The sequence below is a fragment of the Amycolatopsis sp. NPDC114504 genome, assembly GCF_055633595.1.
This window is the reverse complement of record NZ_JBVKDU010000001.1, coordinates 23,018-45,290: the sequence shown is the minus strand read 5'-3', so window position 1 is coordinate 45,290 and position 22,273 is coordinate 23,018. Positions and strand designations below refer to the sequence as shown.

Genomic DNA, 22,273 nt, shown 5'->3' with positions numbered 1-22,273 from the left:
CTGCCGCCCGAACCGATAGTTTTCCGCGTCCCTTGTCCACCCTGGGACCGGCAGCTAAAGTCAAACTGAACTGAACTCAGGTTGCTAGGAGCAGTCATGCGCCTCCGCTCGACGCCCGTCAAAGTTGCCAGCGTCGCCGCGACCCTGATTCTCGCCGCCAGTGCCTGTGCGAGCGCGAACTCGGCCGGAGCGAACGACAAAGAGATCACCATCGGGGCCTGGTACCCGCTGTCCGGCGCGGTCAGCGCGTCCGGCGTCCCGCAGCGCGCCGGGGCGGACGCCTACTTCAAGATGATCAACGACCGCGGCGGGATCAACGGCCGCAAGGTGAACTGGATCGTCAAGGACAACGCGTTCGACCCGCAGCAGACCGTCCAGATCGCCCGCGAGCTCATCGGCCAGGACAAGGTCTCCGCCATCGTCGCGGCCAACGGCACGTCGCAGGCCGAAGCCGCGTTCCCGTTCGTGCTGCAGCAGTCCAAGGTGCCCATCCTCAACGAGCTGGGTGGGCTGGACTCCTGGTACACCCCGCCGCGCGCCAACCTCTTCGGCACGCAGACGCTGTACGAAGACCAGGCCGCCGCGCTCGGCGACTGGGTGGCGAAGGACGGCCGGAAGAACGTCGTCGTCGTGCACAGCGACCCCGCCGCGTTCGTCAAGGTCGCCCAGGCCGCGCAGGGTGTCGCGAAGAAGTCCGACCCGGCCATGAACGTGAACCTCTTCCCGGTGAAGTTCCAGTCGACCGACTACAGCCCGGTCGTCAGCCAGGTCAAGGCCAAGGCCCCCGACGCGATCATCCTGATCCTCGCCTCGCCCGAGGCCGCCGCGTTCATGAAGGAGGCCAAGCTGCAGGGCCTCACCGCGCCGGCGTACGGCTACGCGCCGGTCGCGGCGGAATCGACGCTCACCCTGGCCGGCGCCGCCGCCGAGGGCGCCAGGGCCGTGCAGTTCGTCAAGTCCCCGAACGACAGCGATCCCGCCGTCAAGGAGTTCCGGGACGCCATGGCCAAGTACGAGCCGGGCCAGCCCGCGGACTTCATCGCGCTCTGGGGCTGGACCGGCGCGAAGGTCTTCAGCCAGATCGCGCAGACCATCCCGGGCGCGGTCACGTCCGAGTCGCTGGCGAAGGCCTACGAACAGGCGAAGAACATCGACCCGGGCGTCGCTCCCGTGATGAACTTCGGCCCGGACCGGCACATGGGCACGCGTGACGTGCAGAAAGTGGTCGTCAAGAACGGGAAGTGGGTGTCCGAAGGGGACTTCTACACCCCGCCCACCCGCTGAACCACCCGAAGGAGAGTGACCGTGGCGCTGCGAGAGTACCTGTCCGCGATGGACGGCCAGGACCCCGGGAAAGCCCTCGACCTGATGGAACCCGACCTGCGGTTCCTGATCGCCCTGCCCGCGCGGGAGGTGAGCGGGGAGTCCAAAGCGGACTTCGCGGCCTACATCGGCGGACGCAACGCCGTCGACCGCGTCCACGAGGTGCTGCGGTACTGCGCCGACGGCGACACCGAGATGGTCTACGGCGTCGTCACCGAAGCCGGGACGGCCGTCGGCGCGTTCCACTCCGCGGCCGTCGTGTCCCCGCACGGGCTGATCGCGCGGTACCAGTCGTTCTTCAGCACCTCGTTCGCCCTGATCGACTGGCCGGAAGCATGACCGAGACCTTCGACGTCTTCGACACTGTCGTCCTCGGTGCCGGGCTCGCCGGGCTGTCCGCCGGGGTCACCGCCGCCACGGCGGGCGCCCGCACGCTGGTCCTCGAACGCGCGCCGATGATCGGCGGCTCGGCCGCGATCTCCGGCGGCTACGTCTGGGCCATCGAGGACGAGGCCGCGCTGCGGCGCGAGGACCCGGGCCGCCACCAGCGGCACGGCCGGCTGGTCGTCGACGGCTACCACGACGCCATCGCGTGGCTGTCGGGCTTCGCCCCGCCGCTGACCGGCGAAGAGCGGGCACTGGCCGGACGCGGGCACAAGTTCGACCTGCCGCTGGTGCTCGCCCACCTCGCCCGCGCCCTCACCGCGGCCGGCGGCCGGATCGCCGTCGACGCCGTCACCGACGAAGTCACCCGCGACGGCGATGGCTACTCACTCGGCGTGACGACCGCGGAAGGTCCACGCCGGATCACGACCAGGTCGGTGGTCTTCGCGACCGGGGGGCGGCAGGCCGACCCGGCCGTCCGGGCCGGGCTCGTCGGCGGCGGGTTCGTCCCGCCCCTGCGCGGCAACCCCTGGTCGCGTGGCACCGGCGCGGCCCTCGCCACCGCGCTCGGCGCGTCGGTCAACACCGCCAACACCGGGTTCTACGGGCACCTGTTCGCGACCGGCGCCGAGCCGCTCAGCCCGGTCGACTACATCGCGTTCGCGCTCTACCACAGCGAAGCCGGGATCCTGCTCGACCCGGCCGGGCGCCGGTTCGCCGACGAGACCCGCGGTGACCACAACAACGCCATGGCACTGGCCGCCCACGGCGGCCGCGGCCTGCTCCTCTGGTCCGAAGCCGTCCAGCGCGCCGCCGAGGCACCGTTCGTCCCCGGCAGCCCGCACCTCGACCGCTGGGCGTTCACCCGCGACCGCGGCGGCAGCGCCGGCGTCGCGGACGACTTCGCGGCGCTGCCCGGAGGACCGCCCGATCTCGACGCCGACGCCCGCGCCCGCCTGGGCGACGGACGGGTGTACCTCGCCGAGGTCGTCCCGGCGATCACGTTCACGTTCGGTGGCGTCGAAGCCGACGCGACCGGCACCGCCGTGGACGGCGAAGGTCAGCCGATCGAGGGCCTCTACCCGGCCGGCGCCGACCTGTCCGATGTGTATAACGAAGGTTACGGCGGCGGTCTGTGCCTGGCCGTGGTGTCCGGCCGCCGGGCCGGGCGGCTCGCCGCCGCGCACGCCGTCAAGGAGGTCGAACGTGTCTGAGGCACCATTCCTGACGAAGTGGTTCGAGATCATGGACAGCGACACCCCGGCGCGGATCCTGGACCTGATCGACGACGGCTTCACCTTCTCCATCCTCTTCTCGACCGACACCGGCGCGACCGACTTCGCCGGCGGCCGCGAAGCGATGGAGGGCTACCTCGCCCAGCGCGAGAAGAACACGCTCACCCACCACCCGCTGGCCACCGGCGGCACCGGCCGTGACGAGTTCTACCTCGGCGAGGTCCGCCGGGCCGGCGAGGTCGTCGCCAACTTCGTGGCCGCCGGCCAGGTGGGGGCGTCCGGGCGGTTGGAGCGCTTGCTCATCGGCCGCTCGCCCGGCGTCCGGTTCGCGGGAGGTGCCGATGTTTAACCTGGTGCTGCTGGCCGCCAAGCCGCCGGACTGGACCCACGAGCGGTTCATCACCTGGTGGCGGACCGACCACGCCGAGCTCACCTACCGCCTGCCCGGTCTCCGGTCCTGGCGGCACACCGAAGTCGAGGCCCCGCTCGAGCCGCGGTCCGACGGCTGGGACGGCGTGTCGATCCTCGGCTTCGACACCGAGGACGACCTCCGGAAAGCGCTCACCAGCCCCGAGTGGGCCGAGGCGGTCGCCCAGGTCGGTGACATGCGCGGCCGCCGGATCGCGGTCATGGGCACCGAGCGGGAGATGTTCGCCGGATGAGGGAAGCGGTCCAGGACTTCAGGAAACGCGCCGAGCAGGCCGACTTCGTCGCGGTCGTCGACGACGAGGGCGAGCACTCCGCGCGCGAGCTGCTCGCCCGCGCGGAGGCCTTCGCCGAGGTGCTCGGGCACGGGAGCACCGCGCTGGTCCAGGCGGACAACACGTGGCGCACGCTCGTCGCCGCGCTGGCGACCGGCCTGACCGGCGGGGTGCTCGCCGTCGTCAACCGGCACACGACACGAGCCGAGTTCGCCGCGGCGGTCGAGGACATCCGGCCGGACGTGGTCGTGGCCGAGCCGTCCGCGGTGGCCGAATGGGACGTTCCGGCGTCGCGGCCGGCGCTGGACGGGTGGGTCGCTTCGTCCACAGTGGACCGTCGGGATCCGGCGCGGTGGGGCGGCGGCGTGTTCGTCGGCCTCACCTCGGGCTCGACCGGGCGGGCGAAAGGCGTCGTCCAGTCCGAAAGCGCCCTGCGCTACGCGTGCGCACGGACGATCGAGATCAACGGGCTGCGGCCGGGGGAGGCCGTCGCGGCCATCGTCCCGCTCTCGTCGACCGCCGCGTTCTGCTTCGGCGTCTACGCCTCGCTGGTGCTGGGCGGCCCGCTCGTCCTGACCGCGAAGTGGGAGCCCGCCGCGGTGGTCGCGCGGCTCGCGGCGACCGGGGTCCGGTGGACGATGTGCGTGCCGACGATGGTGCTGCAGCTGGCCGCCGCGGCGGAACCCGGCGCGCTTCGGGGCGTCCGGTCGTTCACCGTCGGCGGCGGCCCGATGGACCGCGCCGCGCTCGCCCGGGCCGAACAGACCCTGGGGACGAAGATCCTGCGGGTGTTCGGCATGTCCGAGTGTCTCGGCCACACGTCCCCGCTGCCCGGTGAACCGGAGGAGATCCGGTTGGGCCACGACGGCAGGCCGTTCCCCGGCACGGAGGTCCGCGCCGTCTCGCCCGAGGGCGTCGTGCTCGGGCCGGGCGAGACGGGCCGGGCGCAGGTCCGCGGGCCGTCGCTGTTCCTCGGCTACGCGCGCGACGGCCGGGTCGCGCCGCCGGAGCTGACCACCGACGGGTTCTTCCCGACCGGTGACCTCGTGGTGTCTTCTGTGGACGGCCTGATCACGATCATGGGCCGGGAGAAGGACGTCGTCATCCGCGGTGGCCGCAACATCGACATCGTCGAGATCGAGCGGGCGGTCGCCGGGTACGAGCGCCTCGCCCAGTCCTGCGTGGTGCCGGTCCGCGACGACGTGCTGGGGGAGCGGGTCGCCCTGCTCGTCGTGCCGCGTGACGGCGGCGCGGTGGAGCTCGCGGAGATCACGGCCCACCTCGGCGCCGCGGGGCTGTCCAAGACGAAGTGGCCGGAGTTCGTCTACGTCGTGGCCGACCTGCCCCAGACCAAGGTCGGCAAGCTCGACCGCGTGACCGCGCGCGAGCTCGCCGACGGCCTGCACACCGGAGCCGCCACGTGAGTCTCGACCGCGGGAAGTGGGCGACCGCCGGGCCCGAAACCGTCGCGCCCGGCGTGCACCGCGTCCCGCTGCCGCTGCCCAACGACGGCCTGCGCGCGATCAACGTCTACGTCCTCGAGACGGACGGCGGCCTGGTGCTGATCGACGCGGGCTGGGCGATCCCGGAGTCCCTGGCCGTGCTGGAAGAGGCGCTGCGGGAGCTGGGCCGGCGGCTCGGCGAGATCACCGACGTGTTCGTCACGCACATCCACCGCGACCACTACACGCAGGCGATCGACCTGCGCCGCCGCGTGGGCGCGCGGGTGCACCTCGGCGCGGGGGAGCGGCCGGGGCTGGAGCTGCTCGCGCGGCTGCGCACCGACGTCCCGGTGACGTCGCTGGACGTCCTGCGCCGCGGCGGCGCGGCCGACCTGGCCGACCGGATGGCGTCGGGCTACGGCGAGTTCGACCCGGCCGGCTGGGAGCCGCCCGACCACTGGCTGGAGCCCGGTTTCCTGGCGGACGGCCTGCAGGTCGTGGCCACCCCCGGGCACACCCGCGGGCACGTGGTGTACCTCGACCGGGCCCGCGGGGCGCTGTTCTCCGGCGACCACGTCCTGCCCCACATCACGCCGTCGATCGGCTTCGAGCTGGGCGAGCCGGGCCTGCCGCTCGGCGACTACCTCGACTCGCTCGAGCTGATGACGACGTTCCCGGACACCCGCCTGTTCCCCGCGCACGGCCCGGTCGCGGCCAGCACCCACACGCGCGTCGAGGAACTGCTGGACCACCACGACAAGCGCCTGGCGCAGACGGAGTACGCGCTGGACTCGGGCGCGCGCGAGGGCCACGCGGTGGCGCGGCTGCTGCCGTGGACCAGCCGGTCGATCGCGTTCGACGACCTGAACGACTTCAACCGGATGCTGGCGGTCAACGAGACGGTCGCCCACCTCGACGTCCTGGTCGCCCGCGGCCGGGCCACAGCGTCCGATGTGGACGGTGTGGCCCGGTACCGCCTCGCCCGCTAGCGCGCGGTCCAGCCGCCGTCCACGTAGAGCTCCGAGCCCGTCACGAAGCTCGCGTCCTCGGAGGCCAGGAACGCCACCGCGCCCGCGACCTCGTCGGTGCGGCCGAGGCGGCCCAGCGGGGTTCCGTCGACCATCGCCGCGTGGCGCTTCGTTCCGTGCCACAGCTCGCGCGACAACGGGGTCTCGATGAAGCCGGGGTGCACCGAGTTGACCCGGACGCCGCGCGCGCCCCAGTGCAGGGCGGCGTTCTTGGTCATCAGCCGGACCGCGCCCTTCGCCGCGTGGTAGGAGAAGTGCGTGCCGAACCCGCCGACCGTGCCGAAGATCGACGCGATGTTCACGATCGAACCACCGCCGGCGCGCTCGATCGCCGCCCCGGCGTGCTTCATCCCGAGCCACACCCCGCGCTGGCTGACCGCGATGACCTTGTCCCAGGTCTCCTCGGTCTCGGTCTCCACGGTGCCCGGCTCGCCGATGCCCGCGTTGTTCACCAGCACCGAAAGCCCGTCCAGCCCGGCGACGACCTGCTCCCAGGCGGCCGCGGACGTGACGTCGAGCGCGACGCCGATCGCGTCGGGCAGCTCGGCGGCCAGCGCTTCGCACCGCCGCGCGTCGATGTCGGTGACGACGACGCGAGCGCCTTCCGCCGCCAGCCGCCGGGTGATCGCTTCGCCGATGCCGCCGGTCGCGCCGGTGACCAGCGCGACCTTTCCGGACAGTCGCATGAGTCCTCCCAGGTGAGCAGGTCGAGGCCCAGGACCTCCGTGGCTAATGACTGTTAGCCATAAGAACTCGCCTTCGAAGCACTGTCAAGACAGTGTGGCTAATTTGCGTTAGCCTGACGGTCATGAAGGTGGAGCGACCTCATCAGCCGGCCGGCCCGCCGGCGGCACTGCCCGGCGACCGGGCCGCCGCGATCCGGCTGGCGGCCTTGCGGCTGTTCGCCACCCAGGGCTACCGGACCACCACGATGGCCGACATCGGCGCCGCGGTCGGCATCCGCGGGCCGAGCCTGTACAAGCACGTGTCCGGCAAGCAGGTCCTGCTCGCGGAGATCATGCTGGGCACGATGGACGCCCTGATCGCCCGGCACGCCGAAGCGGTCGGCAGCGCCGCCGACGTCCGCGACCAGCTGCGCCGGGCGGCCGAAGCGCACGTCCGTTACCACGCGCGGCACCAGCTGGAAGCCTTCGTCGGCAACCGCGAGATCGGCAGCCTGGAGCAACCGGACCGCGACCGCGTCCTGCGCCGCCGCGGCACCTACGAGCGCGGCTTCCGCGAGCTCATCGAACGCGGCACGGCCGACGGCGTCTTCGCGCCGGGATCCGCGCGGCTCGCGTCGTACTCGATCTTGGACATGGGCATGGGCGTGTCGAGCTGGTTCCATGACGGCGGCGAGTTCTCCGTCGACCGGCTCGCCTACCACTACGGCGACCTCGCCTTGCGGATCGTCGGGTGCGGCTGAGGCCCGGTACGCTGCCGCAGCCGAGCACACGCACCGACTGGGGACGACGAACCATGGACATCGCTTCCGGCGTGGACCGAGTCCGCGTCCACGAACCCGTGCCGAACCTGCCGTCGGGGGCCGAGCCGCTGTTCGCCGGGTATGTCCGGAAGCTGACCTCGGCGGTCGTCCTGCGGATGGTGCTCAGCGGGGTGATGCTCGCCTACGGCGTCCTGATCGCGCTGAGCGTGCGGGACGGGAGCGCGCTGCCCTACTTCTACTTCGCCGTCTTCGGCGGCACATCGGCGTTGTGGAGCTACGTCCTGAGCCTGTACGCGCGGCTCCGGCGGCTCTTCCCGGAGCCTTACCGCCGGCTGGACATCGCCCCGGACGGCCTGCTCGTCAAGGGATCGCGGGTGTCCGTGCGGCTGCCGGACGGCCGGTGGCTGCGGACCCGGCTCGCCGACGGGCCGCGGGTGCAGCTGGCCGGCGAGCGCCGGTTGTGGGTGCTCGGCGCCGGCCGGCGGGTGTTCGTCCGCCCGCCGGGCGCGATGTGGGTGCGGGCCGGGCGGATCGAGGACACGCCGACGCCGGGGGCGACACCGGCCGAGCCGGTCTCACGCCGTCCGACGCCGCCGCGGCTCGACCCGGTGCTCGCCGCGCACCGCGCGTACCGGGTCCGGCGGACGGTCGTCTCCGGGGTGGTGTTCCTGGCGCTCGGCGCGGCCGGCTTCATCGTCGTGGCGACCGTGCGGTTCGACCCCGGCGGTTTCCTGGGCCCGGCCGCGTTCGGGGGCATCGCCGGCGGCAGCGCGGTGTTCGCGCTGATGGGCCTGCTCGTGGTCGTCGGCGTCCTGCGGGTCCGCCGGCCGATCACCGAGGAGACCTGGGTGGAGCTGCGGGTCGCGCTCGACGCGCCGTTCGAGCCGCGCACCCGCGGGGTGGCCCGGCTGACCGGCTGGGCGCTGCTCCCGGACGGCCGCCAGACGCGGTTCCGGCTCGTCGGCGACGTCTCGCTGGCCGCGAACGTGGCGACGACCGGGCAGCTGTGGCTGCTGGGCCACCCGCTGCCGGGCAAGCAGGCGAAGGCGGGCGTGCCGGGCTACCCCTGCGCCGGCGGCTTCCGCCTGCTCTGAGTCCGGTGTGGTGTGATCGACGGGTGCGTCGCGCCGTGGAGGAGTCCAACCGCCGGATGCTGCGGGCCCGCGACACCATGGACCGGGACTACGCCAAGCCGCTGGACGTGTCCGCCGTGGCCAAGGTCGCGCACGTCTCGCCGACGCACTTCACGCGGACCTTCCGGGCCACGTTCGGCGAGACACCGCACCGCTACCTGCAGCGCCGGCGCGTCGAGCGGGCCATGTTCCTGCTGCGCTCGGGCGACCGGAGCGTCACCGAGATCTGCCTCGAAGTGGGCTTCACGAGCCTCGGGACCTTCAGCCGGACGTTCCGCGACATCGTCGGCGAGTCACCGTCGGCCTACCGGCGGCGCGGGCCGGTCGCCGACGTCCCGACCTGTTTCGCCATGGCTTGGCTGCGGCCGAGGGACTGACCGGCGCGGTCGTTTCGGATAAGCGCCGCCGCGGGTGCGGGCGCTACCGTCGGCCGCATGTTCACCGCACTGACCATTTCCCAGATCTTCGTACTCGACCAGGACGAGGCGCTCGACTTCTACGTCGGCAAGCTCGGCCTGGAGGTCAACACCGACGCCGACCTCGGGTTCATGCGCTGGCTGACGATCAACGTCGCCGGCCACCCCGACCGGGAGATCCTGCTCGAGAAGCCCGGCCCGCCGAGGATGGACGAGTCGACGGCGGACCAGGTCCGGGACCTGCTGACCAAGGGGGCGATGGGCGGGACGCTGTTCTTCACCACCGACGACTGCCGCAAGACCTACGAGACGCTGCTGGCGAAGGACGTCGAGTTCACCGACGAGCCCACCGAGCGTCCGTACGGGATCGACTGCGGCCTTCGCGACCCGTTCGGCAACGCGATCCGGTTCACCCAGCCCCTGTCCGGCGCGTGACGTGATACGTCCGTACCAGCACCGCGGGTGATAGCGTGACGCCGTGGCGGGGAGCCGGATCACGGTGCGGGTCGGCGAGCGGCAGCTGACGCTCTCGAACCTCGAAAAAGTGCTCTACCCCCGTCACGGCTTCACCAAGGGCGAGGTGCTCGACTACTACTCGCGCATCGCGCCGCTGCTGCTGCCGCACATCCGCGACCGGGCCATGACCTTCGTGCGGTTCCCGGACGGCGTCGACGGCGGCTCGTTCTTCGAGAAGGACGTCTCGCGCCACGCGCCCGACTGGGTCCGCACCGCCCGGCTCACCGTCGGCGGGCGCGGCAAGGACCCCGAGGTCATCGCCTACCCGCTGATCAACGACCTGCCCGAGCTGGTCTGGGCGGCCAACCTCGCCGCGCTCGAGCTGCACGTCCACCAGTGGACCGTCGACGCCGACGACGAGCGGAGCACGCCGGACCGGCTGGTGTTCGACCTCGACCCCGGGCCCGGCGCGACCATCGTGGACTGCTGCCGCGTCGCCGAGCGGCTGCACGACGTGCTCACCGCCGACGGGCTCACCCCGGTGGCGAAGACCAGCGGCTCCAAGGGCATGCAGCTCTACGCGGGCGTCGTGACGACCGACGGCGGCGAGACGTCGCAGTACGCGAAGGCCCTCGCCGAGCGGCTCGCCGCCGAGACGCCGGACCTCGTGGTCGCGCGGATGACGAAGACGCTGCGGCCGGGCAAGGTCTTCATCGACTGGAGCCAGAACAACCCGTTCAAGACGACGGTGGCGCCGTACTCGCTGCGCGGGCGCGACGAGCCGACCGTGTCGACCCCGGTCACGTGGGACGAGGTGCGCGCCTGCCGGCACGTCGCGCACCTGCGGTTCACCGCCGGCGAAGTTCTCGAGCGCGTCGATGATCTCGGTGACCTCTTCGCCGGACTGGGCCGGACGCGCGTCCCGATTCCCGCGTTCGGCTGAATTTCGGAATTCGCAATTGCGCGGGGAAACCGCGGCGGTTCCGGAGGTGATGACCGCAGAAATTGCGGAACAAGGGATCGACCAGGCGTTTTCGATCATCCCGTGTGGACTGTTGCACGTGCAGACGGCCGTGTCGGTGCATGACCCGCCGGTCGAGCGTGCTTGCGTTGTGCGGCAAGCTGGACGAACTGGGTACGGTCTACGCGTAAACCACCGTCTTGAGCCGTCGGAGCCGGTCATGAGGATGCAGAAACCGCCGCGGCTTTCGCGGGCCTTCGGCCGTTCTTCGGCGGGTGCGTTGTGCGAGCCGTTCTCGGTCACGACGACGTTCCCCGGTCATCGGAGCACGCTCGTCGCGGTGGTGGGCGACATTGATCTCGCGACCGTCGCCATTCTTGTCGAATGCGCGGAAACCGCGCTGAAGACCGGCGGCCCGGTCGTCGTCGACCTCGGTGAGGTGACGTTCTGCTCCGGGGTCGGGCTTCGCGCCTTGCACCGCGTGCAGAAGCGCGCCGACGACGCGGCCGTCCCGGTCGCGTGGGTGGTGCGCACATCGGCGGTGTGGCGGCTGCTGCAGGGGACCGGCGGTGCCGGCTTCTCCTGCTACCGGGATCGGGCCGACGCGCTGGCGGCGCTCGGCTGATCCGCTTCGACCGGCCGCGCAGGGCGCGCGGCCGGGTTCCGGGAAGAAAGGAAACGGGTGTCCGGCCTGATCGACACCGATCTCGAGTTCTGGTTCCAGCGCGGCCTGCGCGCGTACCTCGGCGAGGTGGCCGAGGCGCTCGGCTTCGGCCTCGAGTCCTGCACCGTGGACGTGGACGTCCCGGTGTCGGCCTACGTCGCGGTGGACTGGCGGCTGCGCCGGTTCCCCGACCGCGACGTGGCGCTGCTGTGGGACGAGGTGCACGGCTGGGCCGCCGCGGTCGAGGCGGCGTGCGGGGAGGAGATGATCGTGCTGGCCTACCTCGGCGGGGCCGACATCCTGCCGCCGACGCGCGCGATCGTGCGGTTCCTGGCCGCGTTGCGGGCCGGCGACCTGGAGCCGGACCGGCCGGGTTCGCCCGTGCTGCGCCGCGCCGGGAGCCACCAGGAGCTCCTGCCGTTGCTGCCGGCGGGGTGACGCGGCCGGGGCCGATCCTCCACACTGGAGCGATGGGGATGGTGCCGGACGCGGTGGCGCCGATGCTGGCCGTCGACGGGTCCCTCCCGGACGACGACCGCCACGGCTACGAGTGGAAGTGGGACGGCTTCCGCGGCTGCGCCCGGGTCGCGGACACCGGCGAGGCCCGGATCACCAGCCGCAGCGGCAGCGACCACACCCACCGCTACCCGGAGCTGCAGGACGTCTTCGCCCCCGCGCTCGGCGGGCACGCGGCGGTGCTCGACGGCGAGGTCGTCGCGCTGAACACGGCCGGCCGCCCGGAGTTCGAGCTGATGCAGCGCCGCGCCATGCACGAGCCGACGGCGAAGCTGCGGGCCGAGGTCCCGGTCGTCTACTTCGCCTTCGACCTGCTGCGGATCGGCTCGGAGTCACTGCTGGACCGGCCGTACGAGCAGCGCCGCGAGCTGCTCGCCGAGCTGGTCCGGCCCGCGGACGGCCGGCTCGTCGTGCCGCCCTGGTACACCCGGGCCGACATCGCGCCGGACCAGCTGCTGGCGACCGCGGCCCAGCACGGCATCGAGGGCGTCGTCGCGAAGCGGCTGGACGCGCCGTACCTGGCCGGTGCCCGGTCGCCGTTGTGGACGAAGCGCGCGCTGACCCAGACGCGCGAAGTGGTCGTCGGCGGCTGGCGGACCGGCGCCGGCCGCCGCGCGGGCACGCTCGGCGCGCTGCTGCTCGGCGGGTACGACGACGACGGCTCGCTGGTTTACATCGGCGACGTCGGCACCGGGTTCACCGACGACGCGCTCGACCACCTGACGGCTGTCCTCGCTCGGCTGGCGCGGGCGGAGTCGCCGTTCGCGACGGAGGTTCCGCGCGACCGCGCCCGCGGCGCGCACTGGGTCGAGCCGGACCTGGTCGGCGAGGTCGTCCACCGCCGCGTCACGCCGGATCTGCGGCTGCGCCACACGTCCTGGCGCGGCCTGCGCCCGGACCGGACGCCCGGCGAGGTGCGGGTGCCGGAGCCGTCATGACTGCGTCCGTGCGCCTGGTCGAGATCACCGGCGAGAACCGCGACGCGGTGCGCGCCCTGCGCGTGCACCCGGGTCAGGAGCGGTTCGTCGCGTCGGTGGCGAAGTCCCTGGAGGACGCCGCGACGACGCCCGAAGCCGAGCCCTGGTACCGGGCCGTGTACCTCGGCGACGAGCCGGTCGGCTTCGTGATGCTCAGCTGGGACGTCCCGCCCGGGCGCCCGGGCATCCTCGGGCCGTACTACCTGTGGCGGCTGCTCGTCGACGGGCGGTACCAGGGCCGCGGGATCGGCCGCGCGGTGCTGGAGGAGATCGTCTCGCTGGTGCGGGCGGACGGCGCGACCGAGCTGCTCACGAGCCACCAGCCGCACGACGACGGTCCGGGCGCGTTCTACCGGAAGTTCGGGTTCGTCCCGACCGGGGAGATCGACGACGGCGAGATCGTGGTGCGGCTCGGACTGTGATCGCGGTCACGGCCGGTCACATCGGTCCGGTGGGCGGAGTCGTGGGGGTGACGGACCCGGAGCCCCGGGGCCCGCGAACCCCGGAGGAGTCCCGATGTCCACCGCCTACCTGATCGTCACCCTCTTCGCCGCCGCCTTCGTCGCCTTCTCGGCCGTTTCGGTCTTCACGCGGGCGAAGTGGGTCGTCGAGCCGATCACCTCCTACGGCGTGCCGGAGGCGTGGTGGCCGTGGCTGGGCGCCGCGAAGGCGGCCGGCGCGCTGGGCCTGGTCGTCGGCCTGTTCGTGCCGCCGATCGGCGTCGCCGCGGCGATCGGGCTGGTGCTGTACTTCCTCGGCGCCGTCGTGACCGTGGCGCGCGCCCGGTCGTACGGGCACCTCGCGTTCCCGGTGCTCTACATGGCACCGGTGGTCGCGTCGCTGGCCTTGCTGTCCTGACCGGCGAGCCAGGTGAGCGCGTCGGCCGCGTGGTCCAGCACGGAGATGTGGCCGTCGCCGGGGGTGAGCCGGAGCTCGGCGCCGGGGATCCGCTTCGCGAGCCACTCGCTGTGGGTCGCGGGGATCATCCGGTCGTCGGTGCCGTGCACCAGCCGGACCGGCGCGGTGATCGCGGCGAGGTCGCAGCCCCAGGGCTTGACGGCGGAGAGGTCGTCGTCGATCAGGCCGACGGCCCCGAGCGCGGGCCGGACGACGTCGTTGAGCCACGACCACGACCCGTTGAGCGCGGCGAAGTCGGCCTCGGTGAAGACGTCGGGATCGAACTCGGCGGTGGCTTCGTACTTTTCCTTGGCAGCACGGCCTTCCACGGCGGCGCGCAGCGAGTCGGCGGTGGCGGCGGCCATGCCGTCGAACCAGCCGTCGGCCCCGAACGGCGCGACCGAGGCGAGCCCGGCGACGGCGACGACACGGCCGGGCAGCAGCGCCGCGGTGGCGAGCGCGTGCGGGCCACCACCGGAGTGCCCCATGACGGCGAAGGTGTCGAGCCCGAGGGCGTCGGCGACCGCGGTGACGCACTCGGCGGCGTTCGCGGTGGTCCGATCCGGGAGGGGCGTGGAGGAGCCGTAGCCGGGCCGGTCGTAGGAAACCCACCGGACCCCGAGCTGTTCGGCGAGCGGAAGCAGGGGCCCGGGCGGCGCCCCGAGGTTGGGCGAGCCGTGGTGCCAGAAAACGGTGAGCCGCGCGGGGCCGCCGGTGTCGTACACGTGCAGGCTGCGCCCGTCCGGCAGGGCGAGATCCGTCTCGGTGACCATGGGCCCGAGCCTAGCCAGGCTTCCGCGGTCGTGAGTGGGAAACAGGGTTAGAACACTGTTTCCCACTCACGACTGGCGGGCCAGCCGCTCGGCCAGCCAGGCCAGCGACAACGGGTACCGGTAGTCGATCGCGGCGTGGCCTGCCTCGAACAGCTCGAAGTGGATCCGGTCCGCCGGCAGCCCCGCCTTGAGGACCTCCGCCCGGAACGCCTCCGCGCCGACGTCGAGGAAGTACTCGTCGCTCGTGCCCGCGTCGATCCAGACCGCTCGCCACGAGCTGACCGCGTCGGTGCGGGCAGGCACCATCCGGACCGGGTCCCAGTCCAGCCAGCGCTGCCACACCTCCGGGCGCAGCACGCCCGTCGCCGGGTCGAACGGCAGCTCCGGTGTTCCGTCCGGGCGGGCCGAGAAACACGCCGACACCCCGAGCAGCTGCAGCAGCGTCGCGTCGACCGCGCTCGAGAACGCCGGGCGGGCGCGGAAGTCCGCCCACCACGCCTGGATGTCCTGGTCGTAGCCGCGCAGGGCGCGGACCGCCTTGCCGAAGTCCGGGACGTAGCACAGCTCGTACAGCGAATCGCCCGCGTGGGTCGCCAGTGCGCCGAACAGGTCCGGGCGCAGCATCGGCGTGATCATCGCGCCGAACCCGCCCGACGACTTGCCCGCGATCGCGCGGGACTCGCGGTCCGGGATCGTCCGGTAGTGCGCGTCGACCCACGGCACGATCTCGTCGCACAGGTACGAGTGGTAGCGGCCCGTTCCCGGCGAGTCGACGAACTGCGAGCCGCCGTACGCGGTCCACGCGTCGACGTACACCACGACGCAGCCCGGCGCGCCGGCGGCGAACACCGCGTCCGCCGTCTCCACGAACGGCTGCCGGAACGGCGTCCGGTTGGCCCACATCGACAGGTGCCCGGTGTAGCCCTGGATCACGTACACGACCGGGTACCGCTCGGTGCCGTCGTCGTAGCCCGGTGGGACGTACACCCACAGGGGTCGCTCGTGCGGGTCGCCGAGCGGGTTGTCCCGCAGCAGCGTGGATTCGACGGTGTGCCGGTCGAGCCGGCCGGCGAGGTCGCCGTCCCAGGGCAGCATGCCGCCAGTCAACCACGGTTCAACCGGTTGCAAGGGCTAAGCGATACCTCTTTTCCCCGGGTAGCGTTGAGCCGTTTCGCCCCGACAATCGTGTTATGGGCACGGTGGTGGGTTAGGGGAATGCGGGGAAGACCATGAGACATCCGGGGCCGTTGTTCACATTGCTCGCGGGCGTGGTGCTCGCCGGCGGGATCGGGGCCGTCACGGCGGCGACGGGGACCGGCGTCGCACCGGTCGCCGGGGCCGCGAACGCGGCGAGCGTGGCGAGTGCGTCGCCGTCCTCGCCACCCCCGACGTCCGCGGCGCCGAAAGCCGAGGCGCCCAAGGCGGACGCGCCCGCACGGGCGGACTACGCGGGGCGCGTCACCGGCGGCGGCGCGTCCGTCGCGGTGTCGGTGCGCGACGGCCACGCGATCGCCTACCTCTGCGACGGCAAGAAGGTCGAAGCCTGGCTGCAGGGCGTGACGGTCGGCGGGAAGCTGGACCTCAAAGGGGCGAAGAACGCCAGCCTCACGGGCAGCTTCGACGCCGCTTCGGTCACCGGGACCGTGACGGCGGCCGGCAAGACCTACCAGTTCAGCGCACCTCCGGCGAAGAAACCCGCCGGGCTCTACCGCGCGGCGCCGAAGGTGAAGGGCCAGCAGGCCAAGGTCGGCTGGATCGTGCAGCCCGACGGCAGCCAGGTCGGCGTCCTCACCACGGGCGAGGACTCGGCGTCGGCTCCCGCGCTCAACTTCGGCACCGGGGCCACGGCGACCGTCGACGGCGCGCCGGTGACGGCCGAGCCGATCAGCGGCCTGGCCGGGAACGGTGACTTCTGATGACCACGGCGGGCAATCGCGCCGGGGCCGCGCTCCTCGTGCCGCTCGCGGTCGGCGCCGTCGTCTCGGTGGTGCTCGGCGTCTACGGCAGCCTGCACACGCCGACCGGCGTCGCGGTGAACGTCGCCGGGTTCTCGAGCCCGATGTCGGTGAAGGCGTGGCTCGCGACGGTCGTCGTCGTGCTGGCCGTCGTCCAGCTGCTCTCGGCGCTGGCGATGTACGGCAAGCTCGGCCGGACGGTACCGGCGTGGGTCGCGCCGGTGCACCGCTGGTCGGGGCGGCTGGCGTTCCTCGTGTCGATCCCGGTGGCGCTGCACTGTCTGTACGCGCTCGGGTTCCAGTCGTTCGACACCCGCGTGCTCCTGCACTCGCTGCTGGGCTGCTTCTTCTACGGCGCGTTCGTCGCGAAGATGCTGCTGCTGCGGAAAGACGGCGCGCCCGGCTGGTCGCTCCCGCTCTTCGGCGGCCTCGTGTTCACCGGCCTCGTCGGGCTGTGGCTGAGCGCGTCGCTGTGGTTCTTCACCCAATCCGGCTTGAAATTCTAGGCGGGGGACGATCGTGCGCAACGACGAACTGGATCCGGCGATCGCCCGCCGGACGGCGCTCGCGGCGGTGGGCGCCGGGCTGGTGGCGGGGTGCAGCACCTACGGCGGCACGACGGGCTCGCCGTCGGCGGCGCCGCAGCAGCCCGCGGCCCCGGGCGGCACAGTGCTGGGCGCGACCGGCGACGTCCCGGTCGGCGGCGGCAAGGTGTTCGCGGACAAGCAGGTCGTGGTGACGCAGCCCGCGGCGGGGACGTTCGCGGCCTTCTCGGCGGTCTGCACGCACCAGGGCTGCACGGTCGACGCCGTGGCGGACGGCACGATCAACTGCCCGTGCCACGGCAGCAAGTTCAAGATCGCCGACGGCTCGGTCGCGAACGGCCCGGCCTCCCAGGCGCTGGAGAAGAAGTCGGTCACCGTCGCGAACGGAAAGATCACGCTGGCCTAGGCGTAGGCCTTCGCGACGGTCTGCCCGTCGATGATCCACAGTGGACCCGACGTGTCCGGCTCGCCGGCGAGGTCGGTGCCGTCGGCGCAGGTGAACCGGGCGCCCGAGGGCGAGTCGTCCGCGACGGCCGTGCACTGCCGGCCGCCCTCCAGGGTGAGGAGGAACGGCTCGGCCGTTCCGCCGGGCTGCGGCGGCGTCGGCAGGGCGCCGGTGTAGGTCAGCAACACCGCCTTCGTCGCCGAGGTCGGGCAGACCACCCGCGTCCCCGTCGTGGCGAAACACGGGTCGTACGTGGTCGTGCCGCTCGTGCAGCGGTAGGCGTCGTGGCGGCCGGACACCGCCGACACCGCGTCGCAGGTGCCGGTCGCGCGGCTCGTCGTGGCGCCGGTCCGCGGCCGGTAGTCGACGGTCTGGGTGAACCGCTGTGCGCGGCTCGTGGTGAGCGCGACGTCGAAGGCGGGGTTCGCCGGCGCCAGCCCGCTCGTCACCGGCCCGATCCCGGCGGTGAGGAACCGGCGCACGACGTCGCCGCCGTCCGGGTGGCACGGTGCGAGCGCGGTCCACGCGGCCACCGCCGCTTCGGCGAATGGCCGGTCCGCGGTCTGGTGCGCGGCGCCGGCGTCCGCGGCGCAGGTCAGCACGCCCGGCGGCGGCTCGGGGGCGCCGGGCATTCCGAACAGCGCGGCCAGGCGGTGCGCGGCCAGCGCCAGCGTCGTGCCGAGACCGGGGCCGGGGTCGGCCTGGCCCTTGAACGTCCCCGGCAGCAGGCCGAAGGGGACGTCGTAGGTGACGCCGGAGCCGGGCCACAGCAGGTCGCGCTGGCGTGGCCGGCCGAACAGCTGCACGGACGACGTCGCCGCCGCGACGGTCCGGGCGGTGGGCTCGGGCCAGCCCGGCGGCGGGACGAGCCGGTAGGGAACGCGCGCGTTCGACGTCAGCGTGACGCCCGCGCGGCCGTCGGCGGCGGTGACGCAGGTGGAGATGAGCGTCGCCGGGTCGGGCCCGCCGAGTCCGACGGTCATGCCGTCGGAGCTGGCCGCCCGCCCGGCGCAGGCCGGTCGCGGCGCCGGAGCCGGGACGACGTCGCGGCCGAGCGCGGTGAAGTCGAACAGCCCGCCCCAGAACGCGCCCGGCTGGGTCAGCTCCGCCACGATGCTGCGGGTCGTGGCGTCGTAGGCCGCCGGGACGAGCCGGGTCGCGGTGATGACGACCGGCGCGAACCCGGCCGGCGGCGCGCTGGGCACGGGGATCCGCACCCGCGGCGCCCGGACGCCGTCGAAAGCGAGGTCGGCCCCACCGCCGAACCGGCGGGTGAAGGACGCCGTGACCGCCGGTTCCGGCGCGGGCCGCACCGAAACGCGCGTCCCGGCGGGCGCGTCGACCTCGATCCCGGCGGCGGCGACCGTCCCCTCCGGACCGGTCGTGAGCCCTTGCCGCACCAGGACTCCGGCACCGCCCAGCAGCAGGACGAGCACGGCAGCCGTCAGGGCGAGCCGGACGGGCCGGTCGTTCGGGGCCATCGGAGCCTCCCAGGACACTTACTCTCCCTAGTCACCGGATCCTTCGTGGTCGTTAGCCGTCGTGGCCCAACCGTGACGGCGGGCGTCCACCCGGGTAATCGGTCGCCGCGGATCGTCCCTTCTGGCACCATCGGACCGGTGAGCCCGGTCGAGATCGCCTGCGACGAGTCGGGCTCGGAGGGCGAAAACCTCGTCGGCGGCGAGACCGACGTCTTCGCCCACGCCGGTGTCGGGCTGACCCCCGAGGCCGCGCGCGGCTGCGTCGAAGAGATCCGTGCCCGCATCGGTTCGCCCGCCGAGGAGTACAAGGCGAACCACCTGCTGCGCGGCAAGCACCGCCCGGTGCTCGAGTGGCTGCTCGACCCCGCGGGCCCGCTCGACGGCCGCGGGCACGTCCACCTGACCGACAAGACGTTCTTCGCCGTACGGGCCGCGGTCACGCTGCTGGCCGAGCACGGCACCGACGCCATGGCGCGCACCCTCCACCGCACCGGCCCGGCCGCGTTCGGCGCCGCCCGCTGGGCGTACTTCCTCGCCGCGTTCACCAGCGTCCTGCGCCTCAACCCCCGGCGCGGCGTCACGACGTCGCCGGCGGAGTTCTTCGCGCTGGCCGGCGAACTCGCGGCGGTCCCCGGCGAAGCCGGCGAGATCATGGCCCGGCTGAGCGGTGGCGCCGACCGCGTGGCCGGCTACCGCGCCCGGCTGGCGAGCGATCCCGGCCTGGTCCCGGTGCTGGACCCGTTGGTGCCCGCGGTGATCCACACCGTCCGGCACTTCAGCGCCGGCGGCACCCCGGTCGCCCTGGTCCACGACGAACAGCTCGCCCTGACCGCCGAGCGCGTGCTGCAGCTCAAGGCGACGCTCGGGCACCGGCTGGCCGGCGTCCGGTTCGTCGACTCGCGGTCCGACGCCCGCGTGCAGGTCGCCGACTTCCTCGCCGGCGTCGCCCGCCGGATCGCCTCCGACGCGCTGAACGGGCGCGGCGACACCGTGCTGACCGGACTGCTGAGGTCCTTTGTGGACGCCGACTCCGTCTGGAACGGGCTCAGCAGCTGACGACCTGCGTGGGCGACGTCGTGTTGTCGAGCCGCTTGACGTACGCGCTGCCGCTGCGCCGCGCGCACGCGGACTCCTTGGCGGCGAACGGCCCGTCGTAGACGGCGTACACGTCGGCGCCGTCGACCTGCTGCCGCAGCGAGCCGCAGCCGGTGCTCGGCGTGTGCAGGTACCGCGCGCCCGGGTGGGCGTCGAGGATCCGCTGGACGTCGGCGCGGTAACGGGCCGGGGTGATCGCGGAGCCGAGGACGACGACGTACGAGCCGTCGCACGCCGGCGTGCTCATCGCGGTCGCCAGGCCGAGGTCGGCGCCGCTCGCGACGGTGGTGGCGACGGTCGTCCGGACGCTCACCTGCGTGGTCGTGACCGGCGCGGGGGTCGTCGGCGGCGCGCTGGACGAGGCGGACGTCGTCGCGGGCGGCGTCGAGCCGGGTGTCGTCCCGGCCTGGAACGAGGGCTTGAGGACGGCGAACCACCCGACGACGGCCACGAGCGCGAGCAGAGCCACGCCGGCGACCAGCCACGGCGCCTTCGACGGCCGCCGCCGGACTTCGGCCGGGGCCGGAGCCGTGGCCGGCGCGACGCGGGTGGCCTGCCGGGTCGGGGGAGCGGCGGCGGTGACCGGGACCGTGCCGCCGAGCGCGGCCCGGGCGGCGGCCGCCAGCTCCGTGACGCTGCCGAAGCGCGCCTCGGGGTCCTTCGCCATGCCGCGCGCGATCACGGCGTCGAAGGCGGCGGGCAGTCCGGACCGCACCGCGCTCGGCAGGGGTGGCGGCTGGTGCAGGTGCGCGCCGATCAGCGACGCGGCCGTCGTCGCCGTGAACGGCTTGCTGCCGGTCAGGCACTGGTGCAGCACGCAGGCCAGCGAATAGACGTCGACGCGGTGGTCGGCCGGCGCGTCCGTGAAGCGTTCGGGCGCCATGTAGTCGAGCGTTCCGACGGCGCCGCCGGTGATGGTCAGCTCGGTGCTGGGGCCGGCCGCGCGGGCGATGCCGAAGTCCACGAGGTAGGCGAACCCGGTCGCGCCGACCAGCACGTTCGACGGCTTGACGTCCCGGTGCACCAGGCCTTCGGCGTGCGCGGCGGCCAGTGCCTGGGCGACCTGCCCGACGACGTCGACCGCCTCGGCCGGAGCGAGCGCCCCGCCCGCGGTCAGCCGGGTGCCGAGGTCGTCGCCGTCGACCAGGCGCATGTCGAGGTAGAGGCGCCCGTCGATCTCGCCGTAGGCGTGGATCGGGATCACGTGCGGCTCGCGCAGCCGCGCCACCGCGTGGGCTTCGCGCCGGAAGCGTTCCTGGAAGTCGTGGTCGGCGGCGAAGTCCGTCGACAGCAGCTTGAGGGCCACGACGCGGTCGTGGCGGCTGTCGTAGGCGCGGTGGACCTCGCCCATGCCCCCGCGGGCGATGAGCGACTCCACGCGGTACGGCCCGAACTGCCAGCTCACGCGCTTCCCTCCGCAGACGCGGAGAATTCTGCCCTACCGCGGAATCTCTGACTATAGTCAGGTAATGGACTCCGACCTCGTCGACGGCGTCCGGCGGTTCAACCGGACGGTCACCCAGCGGATCGGCGCGCTCGACGACGCCTTCCTCGCCCGTGCCCGGCCGCTGGGCGAGGCGCGGGTGCTGTGGGAGATCGGCGCCGCCGGGCGCGACGTCCGTGAGCTGCGGGAACGCCTCGACCTCGACTCCGGCTACCTGAGCCGACTGCTGCGCGGCCTGGAGCGCGACGGCCTGGTGCGCGTCGAGCCGAGCGCCGCCGACGGCCGCGTCCGCACCGCGCGGCTCACCGAGGCCGGGCAGGTCGAACGCGCCGCGCTCGACCGGCTCTCCGACGACGCGGCCACCGCGCTCCTCGCTCCGTTGTCCGGCCGGCAGCGCACCCGGCTCGTCACGGCGATGGCCGAGGTCGAGCGGCTCCTGACGGCGTCGGCGGTCGACGTCGCCCCGTGCCCGCCCGGGCACGCGAACGCCCGGTTCTGCCTGCGCGCCTACTTCGCGGAGCTGGCGGGCCGGTTCGACGACGGCTTCGACCCCGGCCGCAGCATTTCCGCGGCCGACGCCGAGATGACCCCACCGGCCGGCGTCCTGCTGGTGGCCACCCTGCACGGCGAGCCGATCGGCTGCGGAGCGCTGAAGCTCCACGGCGACGCACCCGCCGAGGTCAAGCGGATGTGGGTAGCGCCGTCGGCACGCGGTCTCGGGCTGGGCCGCCGGCTGCTGACCGAGCTGGAGACCCACGCGGCGAGCCTCGGCGTCCGCGCGCTCCGGCTGCAGACGAACCGCGCGCTCGACGAAGCGATCGGCCTGTACCGCGCGGCGGGGTACCGCGAGGTCGCACCGTTCAACGACGAGCACTACGCCGACCACTGGTTCGAGAAGCGGCTCGCCTAGGGGACCGGCGCGAGCGGCGTCAGCACGGCGGTGCGGGCTCATGTG

Annotated in this window: 27 protein-coding genes; 22 read left to right on the top strand and 5 right to left on the bottom strand. The window is 73.2% G+C overall.

Annotation, left to right across the window (positions count from 1 at the left end; all coding sequences use genetic code 11):
* The first annotated feature begins 96 nt into the window (after positions 1-96).
* The 7 genes from ACZ7PG_RS00270 to ACZ7PG_RS00240 are packed head-to-tail and all read left to right on the top strand — an operon-like array spanning position 97 to position 6,074.
* On the top strand, positions 97-1,284 hold the full coding sequence (locus ACZ7PG_RS00270) for an ABC transporter substrate-binding protein (RefSeq protein WP_470236892.1): 1,188 nt from the start codon (positions 97-99) through the stop codon (positions 1,282-1,284).
* A 21-nt stretch (positions 1,285-1,305) separates the two neighbouring features.
* Positions 1,306-1,662: a nuclear transport factor 2-like protein gene (locus ACZ7PG_RS00265; RefSeq protein WP_470236891.1), complete on the top strand. Its 357-nt coding sequence runs from the start codon at positions 1,306-1,308 to the stop codon at positions 1,660-1,662.
* Positions 1,659-2,921 carry an FAD-binding protein gene (locus tag ACZ7PG_RS00260; protein ID WP_470236890.1) on the top strand — a complete coding sequence of 421 codons (1,263 nt, stop codon included), beginning with the start codon at positions 1,659-1,661 and terminating at the stop codon, positions 2,919-2,921. Before ACZ7PG_RS00265 ends, ACZ7PG_RS00260 begins: the two co-directional genes overlap by 4 nt.
* The gene (locus tag ACZ7PG_RS00255; RefSeq protein WP_470236889.1) at positions 2,914-3,291 is read left to right on the top strand and encodes a nuclear transport factor 2 family protein; all 378 of its coding nucleotides are present in this window, start codon (positions 2,914-2,916) and stop codon (positions 3,289-3,291) included. The genes ACZ7PG_RS00260 and ACZ7PG_RS00255 overlap by 8 nt, the downstream gene beginning before the upstream one ends.
* Positions 3,284-3,604, top strand: coding sequence for an EthD family reductase (locus ACZ7PG_RS00250; protein WP_470236888.1), 321 nt, complete (start codon positions 3,284-3,286; stop codon positions 3,602-3,604). Before ACZ7PG_RS00255 ends, ACZ7PG_RS00250 begins: the two co-directional genes overlap by 8 nt.
* A complete protein-coding gene (locus ACZ7PG_RS00245; protein WP_470236887.1) occupies positions 3,601-5,067 on the top strand; it encodes a class I adenylate-forming enzyme family protein in 1,467 nt (488 codons plus the stop codon). Before ACZ7PG_RS00250 ends, ACZ7PG_RS00245 begins: the two co-directional genes overlap by 4 nt.
* Positions 5,064-6,074 carry an MBL fold metallo-hydrolase gene (locus ACZ7PG_RS00240; protein WP_470236886.1) on the top strand — a complete coding sequence of 337 codons (1,011 nt, stop codon included), beginning with the start codon at positions 5,064-5,066 and terminating at the stop codon, positions 6,072-6,074. Before ACZ7PG_RS00245 ends, ACZ7PG_RS00240 begins: the two co-directional genes overlap by 4 nt.
* Here ACZ7PG_RS00240 and ACZ7PG_RS00235 read toward each other — a convergent pair.
* Entirely contained in the window at positions 6,071-6,799 is a 729-nt protein-coding gene (locus ACZ7PG_RS00235; protein WP_470236885.1) for an SDR family NAD(P)-dependent oxidoreductase, read from the bottom strand. The genes ACZ7PG_RS00240 and ACZ7PG_RS00235 overlap by 4 nt on opposite strands.
* 122 nt (positions 6,800-6,921) lie before the next feature.
* Between ACZ7PG_RS00235 and ACZ7PG_RS00230 the strand changes: the two genes are divergently transcribed.
* The 10 genes from ACZ7PG_RS00230 to ACZ7PG_RS00185 all read left to right on the top strand — a co-directional run bounded on the left by ACZ7PG_RS00230 (position 6,922) and on the right by ACZ7PG_RS00185 (position 13,541).
* Positions 6,922-7,539 carry a TetR/AcrR family transcriptional regulator gene (locus ACZ7PG_RS00230; protein WP_470236884.1) on the top strand — a complete coding sequence of 206 codons (618 nt, stop codon included), beginning with the start codon at positions 6,922-6,924 and terminating at the stop codon, positions 7,537-7,539.
* Positions 7,540-7,592: 53 nt separating this feature from the next.
* Positions 7,593-8,654 carry a hypothetical protein gene (locus ACZ7PG_RS00225; RefSeq protein WP_470236883.1) on the top strand — a complete coding sequence of 354 codons (1,062 nt, stop codon included), beginning with the start codon at positions 7,593-7,595 and terminating at the stop codon, positions 8,652-8,654.
* A 56-nt stretch (positions 8,655-8,710) separates the two neighbouring features.
* Positions 8,711-9,070: a helix-turn-helix domain-containing protein gene (locus ACZ7PG_RS00220; RefSeq protein WP_470238970.1), complete on the top strand. Its 360-nt coding sequence runs from the start codon at positions 8,711-8,713 to the stop codon at positions 9,068-9,070.
* Positions 9,071-9,127: 57 nt separating this feature from the next.
* Entirely contained in the window at positions 9,128-9,544 is a 417-nt protein-coding gene (locus ACZ7PG_RS00215) for a VOC family protein (protein WP_470236882.1), read from the top strand.
* Positions 9,545-9,587: 43 nt separating this feature from the next.
* Complete coding sequence (gene ligD / locus ACZ7PG_RS00210) at positions 9,588-10,508, top strand: non-homologous end-joining DNA ligase (protein WP_470236881.1); 921 nt, start codon at positions 9,588-9,590, stop codon at positions 10,506-10,508.
* A 238-nt stretch (positions 10,509-10,746) separates the two neighbouring features.
* Positions 10,747-11,151, top strand: coding sequence for an STAS domain-containing protein (locus tag ACZ7PG_RS00205; protein WP_470236880.1), 405 nt, complete (start codon positions 10,747-10,749; stop codon positions 11,149-11,151).
* 57 nt (positions 11,152-11,208) lie between these two features.
* On the top strand, positions 11,209-11,628 hold the full coding sequence (locus ACZ7PG_RS00200) for a DUF6292 family protein (RefSeq protein WP_470236879.1): 420 nt from the start codon (positions 11,209-11,211) through the stop codon (positions 11,626-11,628).
* A 32-nt stretch (positions 11,629-11,660) separates the two neighbouring features.
* Positions 11,661-12,644 (top strand): non-homologous end-joining DNA ligase, encoded by a 984-nt coding sequence (gene ligD / locus ACZ7PG_RS00195; protein ID WP_470236878.1) that lies wholly within the window; start codon positions 11,661-11,663, stop codon positions 12,642-12,644.
* Entirely contained in the window at positions 12,641-13,105 is a 465-nt protein-coding gene (locus tag ACZ7PG_RS00190) for a GNAT family N-acetyltransferase (RefSeq protein WP_470236877.1), read from the top strand. The genes ligD (ACZ7PG_RS00195) and ACZ7PG_RS00190 overlap by 4 nt, the downstream gene beginning before the upstream one ends.
* Before the next feature lie 94 nt (positions 13,106-13,199).
* On the top strand, positions 13,200-13,541 hold the full coding sequence (locus tag ACZ7PG_RS00185; RefSeq protein ID WP_470236876.1) for a DoxX family protein: 342 nt from the start codon (positions 13,200-13,202) through the stop codon (positions 13,539-13,541).
* Here the strand turns inward: ACZ7PG_RS00185 and ACZ7PG_RS00180 are convergent.
* Positions 13,499-14,353 (bottom strand): alpha/beta fold hydrolase, encoded by an 855-nt coding sequence (locus tag ACZ7PG_RS00180; RefSeq protein WP_470236875.1) that lies wholly within the window; start codon positions 14,351-14,353, stop codon positions 13,499-13,501. The genes ACZ7PG_RS00185 and ACZ7PG_RS00180 overlap by 43 nt on opposite strands.
* 66 nt (positions 14,354-14,419) lie before the next feature.
* The gene (locus ACZ7PG_RS00175; RefSeq protein WP_470236874.1) at positions 14,420-15,448 is read right to left on the bottom strand and encodes an alpha/beta hydrolase; all 1,029 of its coding nucleotides are present in this window, start codon (positions 15,446-15,448) and stop codon (positions 14,420-14,422) included.
* 134 nt (positions 15,449-15,582) lie between these two features.
* Here ACZ7PG_RS00175 and ACZ7PG_RS00170 point away from each other — a divergent pair, with 134 nt between their 5' ends.
* The 3 genes from ACZ7PG_RS00170 to ACZ7PG_RS00160 are packed head-to-tail and all read left to right on the top strand — an operon-like array spanning position 15,583 to position 17,259.
* Positions 15,583-16,269, top strand: coding sequence for a hypothetical protein (locus ACZ7PG_RS00170; RefSeq protein ID WP_470236873.1), 687 nt, complete (start codon positions 15,583-15,585; stop codon positions 16,267-16,269).
* A complete protein-coding gene (locus ACZ7PG_RS00165; RefSeq protein ID WP_470236872.1) occupies positions 16,269-16,814 on the top strand; it encodes a DUF6529 family protein in 546 nt (181 codons plus the stop codon). The genes ACZ7PG_RS00170 and ACZ7PG_RS00165 overlap by 1 nt, the downstream gene beginning before the upstream one ends.
* Positions 16,815-16,827: 13 nt before the next feature.
* Positions 16,828-17,259, top strand: a complete 432-nt coding sequence (locus ACZ7PG_RS00160; RefSeq protein ID WP_470236871.1) for a Rieske (2Fe-2S) protein — start codon at positions 16,828-16,830, stop codon at positions 17,257-17,259.
* On the opposite strand, the gene ACZ7PG_RS00155 is transcribed toward ACZ7PG_RS00160, so the two are convergent.
* Complete coding sequence (locus ACZ7PG_RS00155; protein WP_470236870.1) at positions 17,256-18,779, bottom strand: hypothetical protein; 1,524 nt, start codon at positions 18,777-18,779, stop codon at positions 17,256-17,258. The genes ACZ7PG_RS00160 and ACZ7PG_RS00155 overlap by 4 nt on opposite strands.
* A gap of 138 nt (positions 18,780-18,917) precedes the next feature.
* Between ACZ7PG_RS00155 and ACZ7PG_RS00150 the strand changes: the two genes are divergently transcribed.
* Positions 18,918-19,835 carry a DUF3800 domain-containing protein gene (locus ACZ7PG_RS00150; RefSeq protein ID WP_470236869.1) on the top strand — a complete coding sequence of 306 codons (918 nt, stop codon included), beginning with the start codon at positions 18,918-18,920 and terminating at the stop codon, positions 19,833-19,835.
* Here the strand turns inward: ACZ7PG_RS00150 and ACZ7PG_RS00145 are convergent.
* Complete coding sequence (locus ACZ7PG_RS00145; protein WP_470236868.1) at positions 19,825-21,279, bottom strand: serine/threonine-protein kinase; 1,455 nt, start codon at positions 21,277-21,279, stop codon at positions 19,825-19,827. The two genes, ACZ7PG_RS00150 and ACZ7PG_RS00145, sit on opposite strands and share 11 nt — an antisense overlap.
* A gap of 64 nt (positions 21,280-21,343) precedes the next feature.
* On the opposite strand from ACZ7PG_RS00145, the gene ACZ7PG_RS00140 reads away from it, so the two are divergent.
* Complete coding sequence (locus tag ACZ7PG_RS00140) at positions 21,344-22,228, top strand: bifunctional helix-turn-helix transcriptional regulator/GNAT family N-acetyltransferase (protein WP_470236867.1); 885 nt, start codon at positions 21,344-21,346, stop codon at positions 22,226-22,228.
* Positions 22,229-22,273: the final 45 nt, after the last annotated feature.